This is a genomic window from Enterobacter sp. 241F3 (genome assembly GCF_034106785.1).
Lineage (GTDB): Bacteria > Pseudomonadota > Gammaproteobacteria > Enterobacterales > Enterobacteriaceae > Enterobacter > Enterobacter vonholyi.
The window spans coordinates 39,760-61,814 of sequence record NZ_JAWNDD010000012.1; the positions used below are offsets into that span (position 1 = coordinate 39,760).

20 protein-coding genes are annotated in these 22,055 nt (G+C 57.5%); 11 read left to right on the top strand and 9 right to left on the bottom strand.

Going from position 1 to position 22,055, the window contains the following annotated elements; genetic code table 11:
* The first annotated feature begins 86 nt into the window (after positions 1-86).
* A complete protein-coding gene (gene pbpG / locus UR504_RS20455) occupies positions 87-1,010 on the top strand; it encodes a D-alanyl-D-alanine endopeptidase (protein ID WP_111965977.1) in 924 nt (307 codons plus the stop codon).
* Between the two features lie 94 nt (positions 1,011-1,104).
* Here pbpG and UR504_RS20460 read toward each other — a convergent pair whose 3' ends face one another.
* Together UR504_RS20460 and dld are read right to left on the bottom strand one after the other, a co-directional pair.
* Positions 1,105-1,659: a GNAT family N-acetyltransferase gene (locus tag UR504_RS20460; RefSeq protein WP_115875833.1), complete on the bottom strand. Its 555-nt coding sequence runs from the start codon at positions 1,657-1,659 to the stop codon at positions 1,105-1,107.
* Between the two features lie 112 nt (positions 1,660-1,771).
* The gene (dld, locus tag UR504_RS20465; RefSeq protein ID WP_133294803.1) at positions 1,772-3,520 is read right to left on the bottom strand and encodes a D-lactate dehydrogenase; all 1,749 of its coding nucleotides are present in this window, start codon (positions 3,518-3,520) and stop codon (positions 1,772-1,774) included.
* 189 nt (positions 3,521-3,709) lie between these two features.
* Between dld and bglX the strand changes: the two genes are divergently transcribed.
* The 5 genes from bglX to UR504_RS20490 all read left to right on the top strand — a co-directional run bounded on the left by bglX (position 3,710) and on the right by UR504_RS20490 (position 9,906).
* A complete protein-coding gene (gene bglX, locus UR504_RS20470; RefSeq protein WP_021241491.1) occupies positions 3,710-6,007 on the top strand; it encodes a beta-glucosidase BglX in 2,298 nt (765 codons plus the stop codon).
* 147 nt (positions 6,008-6,154) lie between these two features.
* Positions 6,155-7,072, top strand: a complete 918-nt coding sequence (locus UR504_RS20475; protein WP_115875831.1) for an ABC transporter substrate-binding protein — start codon at positions 6,155-6,157, stop codon at positions 7,070-7,072.
* A 12-nt stretch (positions 7,073-7,084) separates the two neighbouring features.
* Positions 7,085-8,242 carry an ABC transporter permease gene (locus UR504_RS20480; protein WP_302235103.1) on the top strand — a complete coding sequence of 386 codons (1,158 nt, stop codon included), beginning with the start codon at positions 7,085-7,087 and terminating at the stop codon, positions 8,240-8,242.
* The gene (locus UR504_RS20485; protein ID WP_302235104.1) at positions 8,235-9,185 is read left to right on the top strand and encodes an ABC transporter ATP-binding protein; all 951 of its coding nucleotides are present in this window, start codon (positions 8,235-8,237) and stop codon (positions 9,183-9,185) included. The genes UR504_RS20480 and UR504_RS20485 overlap by 8 nt, the downstream gene beginning before the upstream one ends.
* Positions 9,169-9,906 (top strand): ABC transporter permease, encoded by a 738-nt coding sequence (locus tag UR504_RS20490; protein WP_127731662.1) that lies wholly within the window; start codon positions 9,169-9,171, stop codon positions 9,904-9,906. The genes UR504_RS20485 and UR504_RS20490 overlap by 17 nt, the downstream gene beginning before the upstream one ends.
* Here the strand turns inward: UR504_RS20490 and UR504_RS20495 are convergent.
* Together UR504_RS20495 and mlrA are read right to left on the bottom strand one after the other, a co-directional pair.
* A complete protein-coding gene (locus UR504_RS20495; protein ID WP_008500895.1) occupies positions 9,881-9,994 on the bottom strand; it encodes a protein YohO in 114 nt (37 codons plus the stop codon). The genes UR504_RS20490 and UR504_RS20495 overlap by 26 nt on opposite strands.
* A gap of 69 nt (positions 9,995-10,063) precedes the next feature.
* Positions 10,064-10,804 (bottom strand): HTH-type transcriptional regulator MlrA, encoded by a 741-nt coding sequence (mlrA, locus tag UR504_RS20500; RefSeq protein WP_115875827.1) that lies wholly within the window; start codon positions 10,802-10,804, stop codon positions 10,064-10,066.
* A gap of 217 nt (positions 10,805-11,021) precedes the next feature.
* On the opposite strand from mlrA, the gene UR504_RS20505 reads away from it, so the two are divergent.
* The 3 genes from UR504_RS20505 to UR504_RS20515 are packed head-to-tail and all read left to right on the top strand — an operon-like array spanning position 11,022 to position 13,937.
* Positions 11,022-12,707 (top strand): sensor histidine kinase, encoded by a 1,686-nt coding sequence (locus UR504_RS20505; protein ID WP_063143803.1) that lies wholly within the window; start codon positions 11,022-11,024, stop codon positions 12,705-12,707.
* Positions 12,701-13,420 carry a two-component system response regulator BtsR gene (gene btsR, locus UR504_RS20510; RefSeq protein ID WP_024908144.1) on the top strand — a complete coding sequence of 240 codons (720 nt, stop codon included), beginning with the start codon at positions 12,701-12,703 and terminating at the stop codon, positions 13,418-13,420. Before UR504_RS20505 ends, btsR begins: the two co-directional genes overlap by 7 nt.
* Before the next feature lie 46 nt (positions 13,421-13,466).
* Positions 13,467-13,937, top strand: coding sequence for a DUF1456 family protein (locus tag UR504_RS20515; RefSeq protein ID WP_271368655.1), 471 nt, complete (start codon positions 13,467-13,469; stop codon positions 13,935-13,937).
* 31 nt (positions 13,938-13,968) lie between these two features.
* Here UR504_RS20515 and metG read toward each other — a convergent pair whose 3' ends face one another.
* Positions 13,969-16,002 (bottom strand): methionine--tRNA ligase, encoded by a 2,034-nt coding sequence (metG, locus tag UR504_RS20520; RefSeq protein ID WP_047652495.1) that lies wholly within the window; start codon positions 16,000-16,002, stop codon positions 13,969-13,971.
* Between the two features lie 137 nt (positions 16,003-16,139).
* Here metG and apbC point away from each other — a divergent pair, with 137 nt between their 5' ends.
* Positions 16,140-17,249, top strand: coding sequence for an iron-sulfur cluster carrier protein ApbC (apbC, locus tag UR504_RS20525; RefSeq protein ID WP_302235109.1), 1,110 nt, complete (start codon positions 16,140-16,142; stop codon positions 17,247-17,249).
* Between the two features lie 91 nt (positions 17,250-17,340).
* Here the strand turns inward: apbC and UR504_RS20530 are convergent, their stop codons facing one another.
* A complete protein-coding gene (locus UR504_RS20530; protein WP_149366493.1) occupies positions 17,341-17,820 on the bottom strand; it encodes a GNAT family N-acetyltransferase in 480 nt (159 codons plus the stop codon).
* Entirely contained in the window at positions 17,771-18,094 is a 324-nt protein-coding gene (locus UR504_RS20535; protein WP_048992494.1) for an RcnB family protein, read from the bottom strand. The genes UR504_RS20530 and UR504_RS20535 overlap by 50 nt, the downstream gene beginning before the upstream one ends.
* 251 nt (positions 18,095-18,345) lie before the next feature.
* On the opposite strand from UR504_RS20535, the gene UR504_RS20540 reads away from it, so the two are divergent.
* Positions 18,346-18,861, top strand: coding sequence for a protein disulfide oxidoreductase (locus UR504_RS20540; RefSeq protein ID WP_302235110.1), 516 nt, complete (start codon positions 18,346-18,348; stop codon positions 18,859-18,861).
* A 36-nt stretch (positions 18,862-18,897) separates the two neighbouring features.
* Here UR504_RS20540 and UR504_RS20545 read toward each other — a convergent pair whose 3' ends face one another.
* Complete coding sequence (locus tag UR504_RS20545; RefSeq protein WP_069598543.1) at positions 18,898-20,364, bottom strand: pyridoxal phosphate-dependent decarboxylase family protein; 1,467 nt, start codon at positions 20,362-20,364, stop codon at positions 18,898-18,900.
* An 18-nt stretch (positions 20,365-20,382) separates the two neighbouring features.
* Complete coding sequence (locus tag UR504_RS20550) at positions 20,383-21,759, bottom strand: diaminobutyrate--2-oxoglutarate transaminase (protein WP_047624397.1); 1,377 nt, start codon at positions 21,757-21,759, stop codon at positions 20,383-20,385.
* Positions 21,760-22,055: the final 296 nt, after the last annotated feature.

The window sequence follows — 22,055 nt, forward strand, 5'->3', positions numbered from 1 at the left end:
TATGATGCCGAAGCCAGCCTGTGTTTATCCGTTGATACAGGCGGTGTACGTCATGACGTGCGTGAATAATTATCAGAAGTCTCACCATGCAGAAATTCCGAGTCTCTTTACTTAGCCTGGCGCTGCTGCTGGGCGCGTCCGCTGCCGTGCCGGCCGTCGCCAAAACGCCCGCGGTGAGCGCCGCCGCTGCTCAACCGCAAATTGCGTCCGGCAGCGCGATGATTGTCGATCTCAACACCAATAAGGTGATTTACGCCAGCCATCCGGACCTGGTGCGCCCGATCGCCTCGATTACCAAATTAATGACCGCGATGGTGGTGCTTGATGCACATCTGCCGCTGGACGAAAAGCTAAAAGTAGATATCAGCCACACGCCGGAGATGAAAGGGATCTACTCCCGCGTGCGGCTGAACAGTGAAATCAGCCGTAAAAATATGCTGCTGCTGGCGCTGATGTCGTCTGAAAACCGCGCGGCGGCGAGCCTGGCGCACCACTATCCGGGCGGCTACGACGCCTTTATCCGCGCGATGAACGCAAAAGCCAAAGCGCTGGGGATGAATAATACGCACTACGTTGAACCGACGGGGCTGTCGATCAACAACGTCTCCACGGCGCGCGATCTGACGAAACTGCTGATTGCCAGCAAACAGTATCCGCTGATTGGTCAGCTCAGTACCACCCGTGAAGAGATGGCGACCTTTGCGAACCCGGCCTATACGCTGCCGTTCCGCAACACTAACCATCTGGTTTATCGCGATAACTGGAATATTCAGCTAACGAAAACCGGCTTTACCAACGCGGCAGGACACTGTCTGGTGATGCGCACCGTGTTTAACGGTAAGCCAGTGGCGCTGGTGGTGATGGATGCCTTCGGCAAATATACCCACTTCGCGGACGCGAGCCGCCTGCGCACCTGGATTGAAACCGGAAAAGTGCAGCCTGTACCGGCCGCGGCATTGACGTATAAAAAGCAGAAAGCCGAGCAGATGGCGACGGCGCAGAACGATTAATTTCCCTCTGCCCGCAGATGCCCTCACCCCGACCCTCTCCCTGTCGGAGAGGGAGAAAACACTAAAAACGGTAACCCAGGTTACCGTTTTGCGTTTATTCCGGCAGCGTCCAGTCACCATCGTTGAGCGGGCGCTGCATAATCACCGTATCCCGCCAGTCGCCTTTCTTATACCCCACGCTGCGCAGCTGACCGACAATCTCGAAGCCGTGCTTTTTATGCAGCCGCAACGAGCCGGCATTATTATTGCCATCTCCCACCACGGCAATCATCTGCCGCCACGGCCCTTGCTCGCAGCGTTCAATCAACGCATCCATCAGTGCCGAGCCAAAACCGCGCCCGGTGATGCTGGCATCAACGTAAATCGACTCTTCCAGGGTATAGCGGTAGGCGTGTCGCGGACGGTAAGGCGTGGCGTAGCAGTAGCCCACCACGATGCCGCGATACAGCGCGATAAGCCACGGTAAACCGTGCTCAGCCACGCTTTTCATACGATGTCGCATTTCGTCGATGGTGGGGGGGACTTCTTCAAACGACGCGCGCCCGTGAAGCACATGCCAGGCATAGATGGCGGCAATAGCATGCACATCATCGGGAAGGGCGTCGCGCACTTCCAGTTCGGTCTCGGATAAAACATCAACAGCCGACATGATGTGCCTGCTCCTCGTTATAGAAAGCCGGAGAAACGTTTCTCCGGCGATAAGCAGTTACTCTATTACGATTAAGGAGCGCTTAACAATCTCTCAAATTTGGCTGTAGGAATTAATCAGACGTTTGCGTTATGCGCTGCTCCGCGTCTGCGCTCTCTTTCCAGTATTTCTTCCGCGTTGTTTTACCAATGCCGGGATTCATGCTGTTTGTAGGGTCATTCTCGCGATAAAACTGCTTAAGTGCGTCAGGGGCTTCATAAAGATGTCCGACGTTATGTTCCGCAGGATATTGTGCGCCGCGTTCACGCAGAAGGGCGAGCATCTGCTCCTTCAGTTCGTGTGCGTCGACCCCTTTTTTGACAATATAATCCTGATGGAAGACATAACACATAAAGTGGCCGTAATAGAGCTTGTGCACCAGCTTGCTGTCGATTTCCGGCGGGAGATGCTCGAACCAGTCGGTGTCGTTACGTCGCAGGGCGATATCCAGCGCCAGAATATCTTCCACTTCTTCGGAATGCACCGCCTGGTAACGGATGGCTGCGCCTGCGGCGGCAAAACGGTGCAGGAAGGCTTTGCTGCCCTCTTCAGGCGTACAGGCAAAGAAATCCCCTTCGGCGGTTTTGAAGTATTCGGTCAGCCAGGACTGCGCTTCGGCAATCCCGTCCCCGGCCATTTTCAGCAGCAGGTGATGTTCGTACTTGTCGCGCCAGGTTTTCATTCTCTCCGGTAAATGCGCCGGGAAAACGTTGCCCAGCTTCTGCATAAAGCGGTCGGTGAAGTGGGGTTTAAACAGCGACACTTTCTCCAGCATCGCATCGGTGCGGCCCTTCATGGTGAAGAAGAACGGCATTTTGTCGGTGCCGAGCTTGTCGATCATCAGGAAGGTATCTTTGCCGTAACGTTCGGCGATGTCGTAAATGTCCCGGTGCATGTACTCGCCCGCCACCGGAAGATTGCTGAATTCGCCCAGAATATGACGGCGGATTTCCGTCAGAACCTCAGGCTGATTGGTACCGATGTAAAATACCTGCTGCTTTTTCTCTGCCGGGAAGGTATCCAGACGCACAGCAAAAACGGCAAGCTTCCCGGCGCAGCCGGAGGATTCAAACAGGCGGTCCGGGTCGGCGTTGTAGCGCGCCGGCGTATCGGCGTCGATATCCCGGACGCGGGTCACGTAGTCGTGATCGTGCGCATGACGGCCGTCGTGCTGCACGTCTTCGTCCTTCACGCGATCGTCGTCAAGCTTGCTGAGGATCTGTTCTGGCGTCACGCCGAGATCGATTCCCAGATGGTTCACCAGCGTCAGCTTGCCGTTTTCGTCAATACGGGCAAACAGCGACATCTCGGTATACGCCGGGCCGCGCTGCACCAGCGAGCCGCCGGAGTTATTGCAGATCCCGCCGACCACCGAGGCGCCAATGCAGGAGGAGCCAATCACCGAGTGCGGTTCGCGGCCCAGCGGCTTAAGCGCTTTTTCGAGGGAGTAAAGCGTGGTGCCGGGAAACGCGAGCACCTGCTCGCCCTTGTCCAGCAGGTGCAGCTTGTCGAGACGCAGGGTACTGATAATCACGATGTCACGATCGTAATCGTTGCCGTTCGGCGTGGAGCCTTCGGTCAGGCCGGTGTTGGCCGCCTGCATTAAAATAATCTTGTCGGCCGCGACGCAGGCGCTCAGCACGCGCCACAGTTCCAGCAGCGTGCCGGGGAAAACCACCGCCAGCGCCTCGCCCTGACCGGAGCGGAAGCCCTTGCGGTAGCGGGCGGTTTTAGCCGGGTCGGTAAGCAGGTGAGAGGAGCCAACCAGGCGCGACAGTTCGTTAATAAATGCTTTGTTATCGTCAGTTCGAACAGAAGACATCTTCCACTCCTTGTGGTGGGGCAAATTTCTCGCTGTAAAGCATAGCGCGATTAACTGTTAAGCGGTCGAGTATTCACGAGAAAAATCAGAGAATAACCCTGCAACGTTCAGAGGGTTTGTGGCACACTGCGCTTTTCGCACGGTATGGCCGAGATCGTCCGGCGGTTATTGATGAGAGAGTAAAACGACATGAAATGGCTATGTTCTGTAGGTGTCGCCGTCAGCCTGGCGCTGCAACCTGCGCTGGCAGAGGATTTGTTTGGCAATCACCCGCTCACGCCTGAAGCGCGGGATGCGTTTGTCACGGAATTGCTCAAGAAAATGACGGTCGATGAGAAAATCGGCCAGCTGCGTCTGATCAGCGTCGGCCCGGATAACCCGAAAGAGGCCATCCGCGAGATGATCAAAGACGGGCAGGTAGGGGCCATCTTTAATACCGTCACCCGCCAGGATATCCGCAAGATGCAGGATCAGGTGATGGATCTCAGCCGCCTGAAGATTCCGCTGTTCTTCGCCTATGACGTGGTGCACGGCCAGCGTACCGTCTTCCCGATTAGCCTCGGCTTAGCGTCTTCCTTTAACCTCGATGCGGTGAAAACCGTCGGGCGCGTGTCTGCTTATGAAGCGGCGGACGACGGCCTGAACATGACCTGGGCGCCCATGGTGGACGTCTCGCGCGATCCGCGCTGGGGCCGCGGCTCGGAAGGCTTTGGTGAAGATACGTACTTAACCTCCACGATGGGTAAAACCATGGTGGAAGCGATGCAGGGTAAAAGCCCGGCGGACCGCTACTCGGTGATGACCAGTGTCAAACACTTTGCGGCCTATGGCGCGGTTGAAGGTGGGAAAGAGTACAACACCGTCGACATGAGCCCGCAGCGCCTGTTCAACGACTACATGCCGCCGTACAAGGCAGGGCTTGATGCGGGCAGCGGCGCGGTGATGGTAGCGTTGAACTCGCTGAACGGCACGCCTGCGACGTCCGATTCCTGGCTGCTGAAAGACGTGCTGCGCGACCAGTGGGGCTTTAAGGGCATCACCGTATCCGACCACGGCGCGATTAAAGAGCTGATCAAACACGGCACCGCCTCCGATCCGGAAGACGCGGTGCGCGTCGCGCTCAAGTCCGGCATCAACATGAGCATGAGCGACGAGTACTACAGCAAATACCTGCCGGGGCTGGTGAAGAGCGGGAAGGTGACGATGGCGGAGCTGGACGATGCCACGCGCCACGTGCTGAACGTGAAATACGACATGGGGCTGTTTAACGATCCGTACAGCCATCTGGGCCCGAAAGACTCTGATCCGGCAGATACCAATGCCGAAAGCCGCCTGCACCGCAAAGAAGCGCGTGACGTGGCGCGCGAAAGCCTGGTGCTGCTGAAAAACCGCCTCGACACGCTGCCGCTGAAAAAATCCGGCACCATTGCCGTGGTGGGCCCGCTGGCCGACAGCAAGCGCGACGTGATGGGCAGCTGGTCTGCCGCGGGCGTGGCTGACCAGTCCGTGACCGTGCTGACCGGTATCAAGAGTGCCGTCGGTGAAAATGCCAAAGTGGTCTATGCCAAAGGGGCGAACGTCACCAACGATAAAGACATCGTGACCTTCCTCAACCAGTACGAGGAAGCGGTGAAGGTCGATCCGCGCACGCCGAAGGAGATGATTGACGAGGCGGTGAACGCCGCGAAGCAGTCTGACGTCGTGGTCGCGGTCGTGGGGGAAGCGCAGGGTATGGCGCACGAAGCCTCCAGCCGTACCGATATCACGATTCCACAGAGCCAGCGCGATCTGATCGCTGCTCTGAAAGCGACCGGCAAGCCGCTGGTGCTGGTGCTGATGAACGGTCGCCCGCTGGCGCTGGTGAAAGAAGACCAGCAGGCTGACGCCATTCTGGAAACGTGGTTCGCCGGTACCGAAGGCGGTAACGCCATCGCCGACGTGCTGTTTGGTGATTACAACCCGTCGGGCAAGCTGCCGATGTCCTTCCCGCGCTCCGTCGGGCAGATCCCGGTTTACTACAGCCACCTGAACACCGGTCGTCCGTACAATGCCGACAAGCCGAACAAGTACACGTCTCGTTACTTCGACGAAGCTAACGGCCCGCTGTATCCGTTTGGTTACGGCCTGAGCTACACCACCTTTAAGGTCTCTGACGTGAAAATGTCGGCGCCGACCCTGAAGCGTGACGGCAACGTTACCGCCAGCGTCGAGGTAACCAACACCGGCAAGCGCGAAGGGGCTACGGTGATTCAGATGTACGTTCAGGATGTTACCGCGTCGATGAGCCGTCCGGTGAAGCAGCTGCGCGGCTTCGAGAAGGTCAACCTCAAGCCAGGGGAAACCAAAACCATCAGCTTCCCGATCGACGTGGATGCGCTGAAGTTCTGGAACCAGCAGATGAAATATGATGCGGAACCAGGCAAATTTAACGTCTTTATCGGCGTGGACTCCGCCCGCGTGAATAAAGGCGAGTTCGAGCTGCTGTAACCTTTCCCTCCTTTGCCTCCCCCCGTCCTGCGGGGGAGGCGTCTTACCTTATGCTAAAAAGGCATTTTGACGGTTAATTCCGCCGTTTTAAGCTACGCTTTTCTCTCAAGCCTCTGAAAAAGGCAGCAAAAAAATGAGGATAGCGGAATGACGATTGCAAAGGGGATGTTGGGATCTGCGGTGTTACTGGCGGCGCTGAGCCTGCCGTTACAGGCGGCGGAGCCGGTAAAAGTGGGCTCAAAGATCGATACCGAAGGCGCGCTGCTCGGCAATATTATTTTGCAGGTGCTGGAAAGTCACGGCGTGAAAACGGTCAATAAAGTCCAGCTCGGCACCACGCCCGTCGTGCGCGGCGCGATTACCTCCGGCGAGCTGGATATCTACCCGGAATACACCGGCAACGGCGCATTCTTCTTCAAAGATGAAAACGATCCTGCCTGGAAAAACGCCAAGGCCGGGTATGAGAAAGTCAAAAAACTCGACGCGGAACAGAACAAGCTGGTCTGGCTGACCCCGGCACCGGCCAACAACACCTGGACTATCGCCGTGCGCAAGGACGTGGCGGAGAAAGGGAAGCTGACTTCTCTGGCGGATCTCAGCCGCTACCTGAAAGAGAAGGGCGACTTTAAGCTGGCTGCGTCCGCGGAGTTTATCGAGCGTCCCGACGCGCTTCCTGCGTTCGAAAAAGCCTACGACTTCAAGCTCGACCAGGCTCAGCTGCTCTCGCTGGCGGGCGGGGACACGGCGGTAACCATCAAAGCGGCGGCGCAGCAAACCTCCGGCGTTAACGCGGCAATGGCCTACGGCACCGACGGCCCGGTGGCGGCGCTCGGCCTGCAAACCCTGACCGATCCTAAAGGCGTACAGCCGATTTACGCTCCGACCCCGGTCGTGCGTGAGGCGGTACTGAAAGCCTATCCGGAGATTGCCGAATGGCTCAAACCGGTTTTCGAAAAGCTTGATGAAAAAACGCTGCAGCAGCTGAATGCCAGCATTGCCGTCGAGGGGCTGGATGCCAAAAAAGTGGCCGCCGACTTCCTGAAACAACAAGGGCTTGTGAAGTAACGGGAAAGGGCTGTGCCAATAAAATGTCATAACCGCGTCCTGCTGCTGCTGGCCTGCGTGGCCATCGCGGCGGTCGCGTTACCGTTTGTCAACGTTGCCCCAAACCGCCTGATGTCGGGGGAGGGCAAAGCGCTCTGGCAGGTCTGGTCGTTTACGCCGGCGTGGCTTGTGGCGTCGTTGAGCGCGTGGGTGATCCTGTCGCTCTGGCAGGGACGCCCGGCGCAGTGGCTGACGCTGCTCCTCTCTGAAGGGCTGTTTATCCTCCTGTTCTGGAGCGCCGGACTGGCGGCGACGCATATGGCATCGGCGGAAAGTCCGCTGGCGAGAACCACTATCGGCAGCGGCCTGTGGCTGTGGCTGGCGCTGTGTCTGCTGGCCTGCAGCGATGCCATTCGTCGACTCATCGCCAGCGCGGTCTGGCGCTGGGTGCTCCATGCGCAGATATGGTGTATTCCTTTACTCCTGCTGTTCAGCGGTGAGCTGAACAACCTCTCGCTGCTAAAAGAGTACGCCAACCGTCAGGAGGTGTTTGATGATGCCCTCGCGCAGCACCTGACGATCCTCCTCGGTACGCTCGTTCCGGCGCTTCTGGTTGGGATCCCCCTTGGCATGTGGTGCTATCGCCATCCTTCACGCCAGGGCGGGGTTTTTACAGTGCTCAATGTTATCCAGACCATTCCTTCCGTTGCGCTGTTTGGCCTGCTGATTGCGCCGCTGGCCGGGTTGGTGAAGTCATTTCCTGTGCTGGGAACGCTCGGTATTGCCGGAACGGGGTTAACGCCCGCCCTAATCGCGCTGGTGCTGTATGCGCTGCTGCCGCTGGTGCGCGGCGTGGTCGCGGGCTTAGGTCAGGTCGCACCTGACGTGCTGGAAAGCGCCCATGCGATGGGAATGAGCGCCCGGCAGTGTTTCTGGAAGATTCAGCTCCCGCTGGCGCTGCCCCTGCTGCTGCGCAGCCTGCGTGTGGTGGCGGTTCAAACCGTCGGCATGGCGGTGATTGCGGCGCTGATTGGCGCGGGTGGCTTTGGCGCGCTGGTGTTCCAGGGGCTGCTGAGCAGCGCTCTGGATCTGGTGCTATTGGGCGTGGTGCCCACGATTGCGCTGGCGGTGGTCGTCGACGCATTGTTTGCCTTATGGCTCGCGCTGCTCGGGAGAAGAGCCAATGATTGAATTTCATGATGTCAGTAAAACCTTTGCCGGTCGCCCGGCGGCGAGCCATCTGAACCTGAACTTTGCCGAGGGGGCGTTCTCCGTGCTGATTGGCACCTCGGGCTCGGGAAAATCCACCACGCTGAAGATGATCAACCGTCTGGTTGAGCATGACAGCGGGCTGATTCGCTTTGCCGGAGAAGAGATCCGCAGCCTGCCGGTGCTGGAGCTGCGCCGTCGGATGGGCTATGCCATTCAGTCTATCGGCCTGTTTCCGCACTGGACGGTGGCGCAGAACATCGCCACCGTGCTGCAGCTGGAAAAATGGTCGCGGGCAAAAATCGCTGACCGGGTGGATGAACTGATGTCCCTGCTGGGGTTAGAGCCCGCGCTGCGCGATCGCTATCCGCACCAGCTTTCCGGCGGGCAGCAGCAGCGCGTGGGCGTGGCGCGCGCGCTGGCGGCCAACCCGCAGGTACTGCTGATGGATGAACCCTTCGGCGCGCTGGACCCGGTCACGCGCGGGGCGCTGCAGGCGGAGATGACCCGCATCCACCGCATTCTCGGACGCACGATCGTTCTCGTGACGCACGATATTGATGAAGCCCTGCGCCTGGCCGACCATCTGGTGCTGATGGATCATGGCGAAGTGGTGCAGCAGGGCTCGCCGCTTGAGCTGTTAACCTGGCCGAAGAACGACTTTGTGCGCGAGTTTTTTGGCCGCAGCGAGCTGGGCGTCAGGCTTCTCTCCCTGCGGACGGTCAGCGACTATATGCGCCGGGAAGAGGTGCCGGTGAGCGGCGAACCGCTGCAGGCGCAGATGAGCCTGCGGGATGCCCTCTCCGCGTTTGTCGCGCGACAGTGCGAGGTATTGCCCGTCTCGGACTCCGGCGGGACGCCGTGCGGAACCTTACATTTTCGCGATCTGCTGGCCGGGGAGGTGACGCGTGAAGGCTCTGCGTGATCCGCTCCTCTGGCTGGTAGCGCTCTTTGTCGCCTTGCTGTTTCTGATGCCCCACAGCGCGGCGCTGTTTAACAGCCTCTTTCCCGGGCTGCCGCGGCCGGTGTATCAGCAGGAGAGCTTTATTAATCTCGCCCTGGCGCATCTCTGGCTGGTGGCGCTCTCAAGCGCTGTCGCGATCGTGCTGGGCGTGGGGGCGGGCATCGCGGTCACGCGGCCTGCGGGCCGGGAGTTTCGCCCGCTGGTGGAGACGATTGCGGCCATTGGTCAGACGTTTCCCCCGGTGGCGGTGCTGGCGATAGCGGTTCCGGTGATGGGCTTTGGTCAGCAGCCCGCCATCATTGCGCTGATTTTATACGGCGTATTGCCGGTGCTGCAGGGCACGCTGGCGGGCCTCGCGGCGGTACCGGCGTCAGTGCTGAGCGTGGCAGAAGGGATGGGGATGAGTCGCGGCCAGCGGCTGCGCAAGGTTGAACTGCCGCTTGCGGCGCCGGTTATTATTGCCGGGATCCGCACGTCGGTCATCATTAACATCGGGACGGCGACCATTGCGTCGACGGTCGGTGCCAATACGCTGGGGACGCCGATCATTATCGGCTTAAGCGGGTTTAATACGGCTTATATTGTGCAGGGGGCGGTGCTGGTCGCGCTGGCGGCCATCGTCGTCGATCGCCTTTTTGAGCGGCTGACGCTGTACCTCAGCCGACACCGCCGCGAACAATAAACGAGTACCCTGCCAGCATCACGCCGCCGATACCGCTCACGGCCATCAGGACAAAAAGGGTAATAATGGCCAGTTTGGTTGCCTTCATCATGTGCTCCTGTTGTTAACGGAACAATTATACGGTGAAGCGCAGCTGTTAATGAACCATTAAATGCCGTTATGGCTCATCCGGCCCAAGGGAATAAACCGGGTAACCATTTTCTCGCCATTCCATCAGAAGCTGCTGCTGCGTGGCGGACGGCACTTCGCCACACCAGACCAGCAGGGTCTGGCCGTCGAAAAACTCAGGCTTAAGCTGAGCCAGCGAGTGCGCCAGAACATCCACGCGCCAGCCCTTCTGGGTAGCAATCCACGCTTCCAGCCACAGGCGGGTGGTATCGTGCACGTTCCAGCCCACTACCAGCGCATCTTTTCCGGCTTTGTTCTTCGCTGAGGCAAGGCAGACGGCAATATAGTTGATCAGCACCCCGTCGAGCATGCTGAGCAGCGCCTGCAGGGTGGACTGCTGGCACTGCAGGCGTCGACGGAGCGGGATGAAAAGATGGGAGATCAGCGTCTGTGCCGGATAGTCGCGGCCCTGCTCTTTTATCCATGCGCGCAGGCGCTGAAGATTGCCCGCCTGCAGGAGCCGCAGCAGGGTTTCCTGCTGTTCGCGCCAGAGGTGCTGCGTGTCCGGGTCGTCGTGGCTCAGCAGAGACTTCACTTTGCCGACCTGCACCCCGTTGTCGATCCAGCTCTTAATCTCGCGGATGCGGTCAATATCGGCCTCATTGAAAAGGCGATGCCCGCCGTCGGTCCTTTGCGGTTTGAGCAATCCATACCGTCGCTGCCACGCCCGTAGGGTAACGGGATTGATATCACAAAGGAGTGCCACTTCACCTATCGTGTAAAACGCCATATTCGCCCCCTGGCTTACGCGTTCCCAGCTTAACTGTAGACCCACTTTTGCGAACCAGGAAGGGTTGATTGATTTTTGAACAAACAATGCGAAGCATGCACGATATTCAGAAAAAGGTGTGATAACGGACACGATTTTGTGCTTTTTTGGAATGCTTCAAAGAAAGTAACCCCGCATCAGTGTATGTTACGCGTTTTTAGCGTGTGCGGTTTTGAGTATGTACGAGTTTAATCTGGTGCTGCTGTTGCTTCAGCAGATGTGCGTGTTTCTTGTCATTGCCTGGCTGATGAGCAAAACGCGCCTGTTTATCCCGCTGATGCAGGTCACCGTTCGTCTGCCGCATAAGTTGCTCTGCTACGTCACCTTCTCTATTTTCTGCATCATGGGGACTTATTTTGGTCTCCATATCGAAGACTCTATTGCCAACACGCGCGCGATTGGCGCGGTGATGGGGGGGCTGCTGGGCGGTCCCGTCGTCGGTGGCCTTGTCGGTTTAACCGGGGGGCTGCATCGCTATTCCATGGGCGGGATGACGGCCCTGAGCTGCATGATCTCCACGATCGTGGAAGGGCTGCTCGGCGGCCTGGTGCACAGCTATATGATTAAGCGCGGCCGTCCGGATAAAGTCTTCAGCCCGCTCACCGCCGGAGCCATTACCTTTGTGGCCGAAATGGCGCAGATGGCGATCATTCTGCTCATTGCCCGTCCGTTTGAAGATGCGCTGCACCTGGTAAGCAGCATTGCCGCCCCGATGATGGTGACTAACACCGTGGGGGCGGCGCTGTTTATGCGCATTCTGCTCGACAAGCGCGCTATGTTTGAGAAGTACACCTCGGCGTTTTCCGCCACGGCGCTGAAGGTCGCCGCCTCGACCGAAGGGATCTTGCGCCAGGGGTTTAACGAAGAGAACAGCATGAAAGTGGCGCAGGTGCTCTACAAGGAGCTGGATATCGGCGCGGTGGCCATCACCGACCGCGAGCGGCTGCTGGCCTTTACCGGCACCGGGGACGATCACCATCTGCCGGGCAAACCGATCTCTTCAGCCTACACGCTGCGCGCCATTGAAACCGGCGAGGTGGTGTATGCCGACGGCAACGAAGTGCCTTACCGCTGTTCGCTGCATCCGCAGTGCAAGCTGGGCTCCACGCTGGTGATTCCGCTGCGCGGCGAGAATCAGCGGGTGATGGGGACCATCAAGCTGTATGAGGCGAAAAACCGTCTTTTCAGCTCGATCAACCGCACGCTGGGGGAGGGGATAGCCCAGCTGCTGTCCGCACAAATCCTCGCCGGACAGTATGAGCGGCAGAAAGCCCTGCTGACGCAGTCTGAGATCAAACTGCTGCATGCCCAGGTCAATCCGCATTTCCTGTTCAACGCCCTCAATACGCTTAAAGCGGTGATCCGCCGCGACAGCGATCAGGCCGCGCAGCTGGTGCAGTTTCTGTCGACCTTTTTCCGCAAGAACCTGAAGCGGCCGTCTGAGATCGTGACCCTCGCCGACGAGATTGAGCACGTGAACGCCTATCTGCAGATTGAGCAGGCGCGTTTCCAGTCGCGCCTGCAGGTGACGCTCTCCGTGCCGGACGAGCTGGCGTATCAGCACCTCCCGGCTTTTACCCTGCAGCCTATTGTCGAAAACGCCATTAAGCACGGCACGTCACAGCTTCTGGGTACAGGGGAGATAACCATTGCCGCCAGCCGTTTTAACCACCATCTGGTGCTGGATATTGAAGATAATGCCGGGCTTTACCAGCCTTCCGCCTCCGGCGGTTTAGGGATGAGCCTGGTGGATAAACGCCTGCGTGCCCATTTTGGCGATGACTGTGGCATAACCGTCGCCTGCGAGCCCGACCGATTTACCCGTATTACCGTACGACTGCCGCTGGAGGAAAACGCATGTTAAGAGTGCTGATTGTGGATGATGAGCCGCTGGCACGGGAAAACCTGCGCGTTCTGCTGCAGGAGCAGCCGGATATTGAAATTGTGGGTGAGTGCGCCAACGCCATTGAGGCCATCGGCGCGGTGCACAAGCTGCGCCCGGACGTGCTGTTCCTTGATATTCAGATGCCCCGCATCAGCGGTCTGGAGATGGTCGGCATGCTCGACCCGGAACATCGTCCCTACATCGTGTTTCTGACGGCGTTCGACGAATATGCCGTTAAGGCCTTTGAGGAGCACGCGTTTGACTATCTGCTCAAGCCGATCGAAGAGAAGCGCCTTGAAAAAACGCTCACCCGTTTACGCCAGGAAAGAACCGTACAGGACGTCACGCTGCTGCCGGAGAACCAGCAGCCGCTGAAGTTTATCCCCTGCACCGGGCACAGCCGGATCTATCTTCTGCAGATGGATGATGTGGCGTTCGTCAGCAGCCGCCTGAGCGGGGTGTTTGTCACCAGCGCGGAAGGGAACGAAGGATTTACCGAGCTGACCCTGCGCACGCTCGAGAGCCGCACGCCGCTGATCCGCTGCCACCGCCAGTATCTGGTGAACATGGCGCACCTGAAGGAGATCCGTCTGGAAGATAACGGCCAGGCCGAGCTGGTGCTGCGTGCCGGGCAAACGGTACCCGTCAGCCGCCGCTACCTGAAGAGTTTGAAAGAGGCGATTGGGCTGTAAAGCTGGTACACTGCGCGCCATTGCATCATCGACATTCGAAGGCTCTATGCTAAGTAACGATATTCTCCGTAGCCTGCGCTACACCCTGAAAGCGAACAATAACGACATGGTGCGCATTCTTGCGCTGTCCGATATGGAATCCACGTCTGCGGGTTTTGACACGTGGATGACCAAAGAAGACGAAGAGGGCTTTGTCCGCTGCCCTGATATCATTCTGTCGGGTTTCCTGAACGGCCTGATTTACGATAAGCGTGGCAAAGATCCTGCCGCGCCAGAGCTGGCGCTGGAGCGTCGCGTGAACAATAACACGGTGCTGAAAAAGCTGCGTATCGCGTTCTCGCTGAAAACGGACGATATCGTGGCGATCATGACCGAGCAAAAATTCCGCGTATCCGTGCCGGAAGTCACCGCCATGATGCGCGCGCCGGATCATAAAAACTACCGCGAGTGCGGCGACCAGTTCCTGCGTAATTTCCTGCGCGGGCTGACCCATCGGGTGCATCACCCTAAACCATAAAAAAAGCCGGAGATAATCTCCGGCTTTTTTGTTATTTCACCTGCTGACCCGGCTTCGCGCCTTCGTCAGGGCTTAACAGGAAGATATCTTTCCCGCCAGGGCCTGCGGCCATCACCATCCCTTCAGAGATGCCGAAGCGCATTTTGCGCGGCGCCAGGTTCGCCACCATCACGGTTTGACGGCCAATCAGCACTTGCGGGTCCGGATACGCAGAACGGATGCCGGAGAAGACGTTACGCTTCTCGCCGCCCAGATCCAGCGTCAGGCGCAGCAGCTTGTCAGAGCCTTCCACGAACTCCGCGTTCTCAATCAGCGCCACGCGCAGGTCGACTTTAGCGAAATCGTCGAAGGTAATGGTTTCCTGAATCGGATCGTCTGCCAGCGGGCCGGTAACCGGTGCCGCAGCCGCTTTAACCTCTTCTTTAGACGCTTCCACCAGGGCTTCAACCTGCTTCATCTCGATGCGGTTGTACAGCGCTTTAAAGGTGTTGACCTTGTGGCCGAGCAGCGGCTGCTGGATGGCATCCCAGGTCAGTTCGGTGTTCAGGAACGCTTCGGCACGGGCCGCCAGCTGTGGCAGAACCGGCTTCAGGTACGTCATCAGCACGCGGAACAGGTTGATGCCCATAGAGCAGATCGCCTGCAGATCGGCATCGCGACCTTCCTGTTTAGCGACAACCCACGGTGCCTGCTCGTCCACATAGCGGTTTGCCAGGTCGGCCAACGCCATGATTTCGCGCACGGCTTTACCGAACTCACGAGTTTCCCACGCGTCGCCAATGGTAGCTGCCGCGTCGGTAAAGGTTTTGTACAGGGCAGGGTCAGCCAGTTCAGCCGCCATCACGCCGTCAAAGCGTTTGGCGATAAAGCCCGCGTTACGGGAGGCCAGGTTCACCACCTTGTTGACGATGTCCGCGTTCACGCGCTGCACGAAATCTTCCAGGTTCAGGTCGATATCGTCGATGCGGGAAGAGAGCTTCGCGGTGTAGTAGTAGCGCAGGCTGTCCGCATCGAAGTGGTTCAGCCAGGTGCTGGCTTTGATGAACGTACCGCGGGACTTGGACATCTTCGCGCCGTTCACCGTCACGTAGCCGTGTACGAACAGGTTGGTTGGCTTGCGGAAGTTGCTGCCTTCAAGCATCGCCGGCCAGAACAGGCTGTGGAAGTAAACGATGTCTTTACCGATGAAGTGGTACAGCTCTGCCGTGGAATCTTTCTTCCAGTATTCGTCGAAGCTCACGGTGTCGCCACGCTTGTCACACAGGTTCTTGAAGGAGCCCATGTAGCCGATTGGCGCGTCCAGCCAGACGTAGAAGTATTTGCCCGGCGCGTTCGGGATTTCAAAGCCGAAGTACGGCGCATCGCGGGAGATATCCCACTGCTGCAGGCCGGATTCGAACCACTCCTGCATTTTGTTCGCCACCTGCTCCTGCAGCGCGCCGCTGCGGGTCCACGCCTGCAGCATTTCGCTGAAGGACGGCAGGTCGAAGAAGAAATGCTCGGAGTCACGCATGACAGGCGTGGCGCCAGAAACCACGGATTTCGGCTCGATAAGCTCGGTCGGGCTGTAGGTTGCGCCGCACACTTCGCAGTTATCGCCGTACTGGTCCGGGGATTTACATTTCGGACAGGTGCCTTTGACGAAACGGTCCGGCAGGAACATGCCTTTTTCCGGATCGTACAGCTGAGAGATGGTGCGGTTTTTGATAAAACCATTCTCTTTCAGACGGGTGTAGATCAGCTCCGACAGCTCGCGGTTTTCGTCGCTGTGCGTGGAGTGATAGTTGTCATAGCTGATGTCAAAGCCAGCAAAATCAGTCTGATGCTCCTGACTCATTTCGGCAATCATCTGCTCCGGGGAGATCCCCAGCTGCTGCGCTTTAAGCATGATCGGCGTGCCGTGGGCATCGTCCGCACAGATGAAATTAACCTCGTGGCCGCGCATTCGCTGGTAACGGACCCAGACATCAGCCTGGATATGCTCCAGCATGTGGCCGAGGTGGATTGAGCCGTTGGCGTACGGCAGTGCGCACGTTACCAGAATTTTCTTCGCGACTTGAGTCATAGTAGGCATTACTTCTTTTAACTGTGAAAAGGGTTTTCGATATTACCAAAAGGGGCATTATTAAGTAAGCACAAACCACGGCCTTTCAGGTAAACTTGTTCATCTAAGGTCTTATTCACAAGAACAAAGGAGTCGGGATGAGTTCTCAATCCCAGGCCAAATCACCGGAAGCCTTACGAGCAATGGTCGCCGGGACGCTGGCTAACTTTCAGCATCCAACCCTGAAGCACAATCTCACTACGCTGAAAGCGTTACACCACGTTGCCTGGCTGGACGATACCCTGCACATTGAGCTGCAGATGCCGTTCGTCTGGACCAGCGCCTTTGACGCACTGAAAGAGCAGACCAGCTCTGAGCTGCTGCGCATTACCGGCGCGAAGGCGATTGACTGGAAGCTGAGCCACAGCATCGCCACGCTGAAGCGCGTGAAAAACCAGCCTGGCGTGAACGGCGTGAAAAATATCATTGCCGTCAGCTCGGGTAAGGGTGGGGTAGGGAAATCCTCTACCGCCGTTAACCTGGCGCTCGCGCTGGCGGCGGAAGGGGCAAAGGTCGGCATTCTGGATGCGGATATCTACGGTCCGTCTATTCCGAACATGCTGGGTGCGGAAAACCAGCGTCCAACCTCGCCGGACGGCACCCACATGGCGCCAATCATGGCTCACGGTCTGGCGACCAACTCCATCGGTTATCTGGTGACTGACGATAACGCCATGGTCTGGCGCGGCCCGATGGCCAGCAAAGCGCTGCTGCAGATGCTGCAGGAGACGATGTGGCCGGATCTGGATTATCTGGTACTGGATATGCCGCCGGGCACCGGTGACATTCAGCTGACGCTGGCGCAAAACATTCCGGTCACGGGGGCCGTTGTGGTGACGACGCCGCAGGATATCGCGCTGATCGACGCCAAAAAAGGCATCGTAATGTTCGAGAAGGTGGAAGTGCCGGTGCTCGGTATCGTTGAGAACATGAGCATGCACATCTGCAGCAACTGCGGTCACCACGAACCTATCTTCGGTACCGGTGGCGCAGAAAAACTGGCCGCGAAGTATCACACCCAACTGCTTGGGCAGATGCCGCTGCACATTACCCTGCGTGAAGATTTGGACAGAGGAAAACCGACGGTCGTCAGCCGTCCGGACAGCGAATTTGCAGATATGTATCGCCAGCTGGCGGGACGCGTTGCGGCGCAGCTTTACTGGCAGGGCGAAGTGATCCCGGGCGAAATCGCGTTCCGCGCTGTGTAATACCTCTTCGCTTAGTGCCGGGTGGCGGCTTCGCCTTACCCGGCCTACGAAATACGGTTTTGTAGGTCAGGTAAGCGAAGCGCCACCTGACTTACTCTAGCCGATAATGCATCAGATAGTACTCTCCGTCCGGAGAATCACCCGTCGCCTCAATGTGCCAGCCGTGCCGCTGGTAAAACGCAATAGCCCGCGCATTCTTCACCAGGCACTTAAGCGAACCCGTACTGGTAAACGTTTTCTGCACGTGTTCAAGCAACTCATGCCCGACGCCCATGCTCTGATACTGCGGATCTACAAACAGATTGTGCAGGAAATTATCGTTCGTCCAGACAGAAGCAAAACCCAGGCGATGGCCGTTCTGCGTGGCAACCCAAATCACTTCGTCACGCGTTACCGCGTCAAAGTCTTCAAGCTGCCAGTCTGAACCGTCCAGCCATGGCCAGGCTTCACGCCGGGCGTGGAGGAAAAGCGTGCGCAGGAAAGGGCGATCGCTTTCCTGCCAGGGGCGAATCAGGATGGTATTAGCGGTGATAGAAAATATCTCCATTGTAGGCTTTGTAGATTTTGCCATCCGCATCGCCGATCAGCACATAGTTCTCGCCCATGTAGGTCCAGTGGGTTCCGGCATCCGGAGCCGGCAGGTTACGCAGCTGGTACTGTTTGATGGTGTACTCCGGCGTTTGATACTGCGCCGGCGCCGTGTCGCCAATTTTGAATTTCGTGAAGTCAGCGATGAACTCTTGTTCTTCATAGGCCTTGATGCCGGATGCCGCTTGTGGTGCTGCATTCGCCGCGCTTGCCAGAGACATCACGACACCCAGAAGCAGCCATTTACACTTAGCCATTTTTTCTCCAGTTGAACGGTTTTTAAGTTTGATTTTGCCTGTCAACAATACGGCAACCTGCCTATTTTAAATATCAGACTATGGCTTGTTCGAAAAAAAATGTAACAAAAATGAACCTACCTGATAACCGTTTTCCGTTTGGTAAGCCTCATCGATGAAATGATCTTCACCAGCAAACAGACGCGACACTTCTTTACAGCATAGTGGTGTAATGCCCGCTAAGATGACCTCCGTTAAAACACGAGGTCACAATGGATAACCGCAAAATCAATCGACTGCGCCGCTGGGCGCGGGAAGGGATAATACTCGTTCTGCTGACGCTGGCCGTAGTGTGGGGTGTGGATCAATATCGAAAACCGATGCTCCCCGCCAGTTTTAGCGCAACACCGATGCAGAGCATCGACGGCAACATTCATGATATCGCGGCGCTCAGCCAGGAGCGCCCGCTGCTGATTTACGTCTGGGCGACCTGGTGCAGCATATGCCGTTATACGACGCCCTCGGTTAATCAACTGGCAGAAGAGGGAGGGAACGTGGTGAGTATCGCCATGCGCTCTGGTGACAATGCAAAGCTTGCGCGCTGGGTTGAAAAGAAACAGCTGAAAATGCCGGTGATTAACGATGCAAACGGTGCTTTGTCGCAGCAATGGCAGGTGAGCGTCACGCCAACGCTGGTGGTTGTGTCGAAGGGGAACGTGGTGAGTACCACAACGGGCTGGACGAGCTACTGGGGATTAAAATTAAGGATGTGGTGGGCAGGGCTGTAAAAATAACCCCTCTCCCGGCGGAAGAGGGGTGTTGTATTACTTAGCCAGAACTTCCTGCGCGGTGCGCTCAACCAGAGACAGCAGGATTTTGATATCTTCCAGCGTCACGGTTGGGTTCAGCAGCGTAAGCTTCAGGCAGGTCACGCCGTTATGCTCGGTCACACCGACGTTTGCACGGCCGGATTCCAGCAGCGCGTCACCAATTTTCTGGTTCAGCAGGGCGATGCCCGCGTCATCCGTCTGCACCTGACCGCGGAAGCGGAACAGAACGCTTGCCAGCTGCGGCTGCATAACCAGTTCCAGCGCAGGCTGCGCTTTCACGTAGGCCGCAACCTGCTGCGCCAGGGTCACGCCGTGATCGATGATCGCCGCGTATTGCTCCTGACCCAGCGCTTCCAGGCTCATCCACAGCTTCAGCGCGTCAAAACGACGGGTGGTCTGCAGAGATTTGGACACCAGGTTAGGCACGCCCGCTTCTTCATCGAACTCAGAGTTCAGGTAAGCCGCCTGATAGCGCATCAGCTCATAGTGACGCGCTTCTTTCAGCAGGAACGCGCCGCAGCTGATGGTCTGGAAGAACTGTTTGTGGAAGTCCAGGGTCACTGAATCCACCAGCTCAATGCCGTCAAGGTAGTGACGATACTGCTCAGACATCAGCAGCGCGCCGCCCCAGGCTGCATCAACGTGTACCCAGATGTTCTGCTTCGCGGCCAGTTCTGCAATCGCGCGCAGCGGGTCGATAGCACCGGCATCGGTGGTACCTGCCGTCGCGACGATCGCCAGAATCTGCTCGCCGTTCGCATTGCACTGTTCAATTTTCGCCGCCAGATCGGTCAGATCCATGCGGGAGAATTCGTCCGTTTTCACCTGCACCACGGACTGGTAGCCCAGGCCCATCAGCGCCATGTTTTTCTGCACGGAGAAGTGCGCGTTCTCGGAGCACAGTACGCGGATCTTACGCAGATCGCCTACGAGGCCGTCCTGCTGAACGGAATGACCCTGACGCGCAAAGAACGCATCGCGCGCCAGCATCAGGCCCATCAGGTTGCTCTGGGTACCGCCGCTGGTGAAGACACCCGCGTCGCCAGCCTGATAACCCACGCGGGTACGCAGCCACTCGATCAGTTTGATCTCAATGATGGTTGCGGACGGGCTTTGATCCCAGGAGTCCATACTCTGGTTAGTGGCGTTGATCAGCACTTCCGCCGCCTGGCTTACGACCAGGCTTGGGCAGTGCAGGTGCGCCACACACTGCGGGTGATGAACGGACAGGCTGTCTTTCAGGAAGAACTCCACGGCGCGTTCAATCGCCGCTTCGTTGCCCAGCCCTTTCGGGTTGAAATCCAGCTTAATACGGTCGCGCAGTTCCGCGACCGTTTTGCCCTGGTACATCTCAGGCTGTTTCAGCCACTGCATCACAGCCTGAGTGCTTTGTTCAATCGCCTGCTGGTAAGCTTCAATGCTCTGCGCAGAGGAGAACAAAATTGGGTTTGAATCAGACATCGTAATCAACAACTCCGGTTACGCCGGGCGAACGCCCGCAGCAAGCAGTGCCTGCTCAAATTTATCCAGGAAGATCTTCAGCTCTTCATCGCTGATCAGCAGAGACGGCAGCAGACGCAGAACGATACCGTTACGACCACCGCGCTCCAGAATCAGACCGGCTTCGAAGCACTTCTTCTGAATCAGTGCAGACAGCTCGCCGTCGCCCGGGAAGCAGCCCATGTGGTCTGCGGCTTCGTGTGGCTTAACGATCTCGATACCGATCATCATGCCCAGACCGCGAACGTGGCCGATAACCGGGTAACGTTTCGCCATCTCTTTCAGCTGGCTTTTCAGCCATTCGCCTTGCGCAGCCACTTTGCCTGCGATGTTCTGGTCTTTCAGGATTTTCAGCGTCGTCAGACCGGTGGCCATCGCCAGCTGGTTGCCGCGGAAGGTACCGGTGTGGTGACCCGGTGCCCAGGCGTCGAACTGCTTTTTGATGCCGAGCACGGCCAGCGGCAGACCGCCACCGACGGCTTTAGACATCACGATGATGTCTGGCTCGATGCCCGCGTGTTCGAAGGCGAAGAATTTACCGGTACGGGCAAAGCCAGCCTGAACTTCGTCGAGGATCAGCAGAATGCCGTGTTCCTGAGTCACTTTACGGATGCGCTGCAGCCACTCAGCCGGAGCCGGGTTCACGCCGCCTTCGCCCTGAACCGCTTCCAGGATCACAGCTGCAGGCTTACGCACGCCGCTTTCAACGTCGTTGATCAGGTTATCGAAGTAGTAAGTCAGCGCTTTCACGCCCGCTTCACCACCGATACCCAGCGGGCAACGGTATTCGTGCGGGTAAGGCATGAACTGGACTTCTGGCATCATACCGTCAACCGCTTCTTTCGGAGACAGGTTGCCGGTCACGGACAGTGCGCCGTGAGTCATGCCGTGGTAACCACCAGAGAAGCTGATGATACCGCTACGACCGGTCACTTTTTTCGCCAGCTTCAGCGCCGCTTCAACGGCGTCAGCACCGGATGGACCGGTGAACTGCAGGCAGTACTCTTTGCCCTGACCAGGCAGCAGAGAGAGCAGGTATTCAGAAAACGCGTCTTTCAGAGGCGTAGTCAGATCCAGGGTATGTAACGGCAAGCCGCTGGTAATGACATTTTGGATGCTTTTCAGCACATCAGGATGGTTATGGCCAAGCGCAAGGGTCCCCGCGCCTGCTAAACAGTCAAGGTATTCTTTATTATCTGCATCGGTGATCCACACGCCTTCTGCTTTAGTGATGGCTAAAGGCAGTTTGCGCGGATAACTCCTGACGTTAGATTCAAACTCGGCCTGACGGGCCAGATAGGTTTCGTTGCTTTTGTGGGCATCTACGGTGTCAATACGGACTTTATCCGTCATCATATCACTCCTACAACCGCCGCTTCGTTATGAGCCACGATTGAATAAAAAGTTAAAAAACAGATGGGGGCCTGAAAAAAACGCCGCCAATATAGAGCCTTTTGCCACGGGGCTCAATGGTTAATTTGTTTACTGTTTTGTGACACGCGGCTGTAGCGAGGAAATATCCCCATTTTTAAAAAGAAAATTGCATTTTATGCCAAATAAAAACAGCGGGTTATGGCCCGTTTACCCGGTGTGTAAAGACACGGAAAAGAGTGTGACAAAACGTGCCATCGAACGGCAAAAAAGAGGGGAAC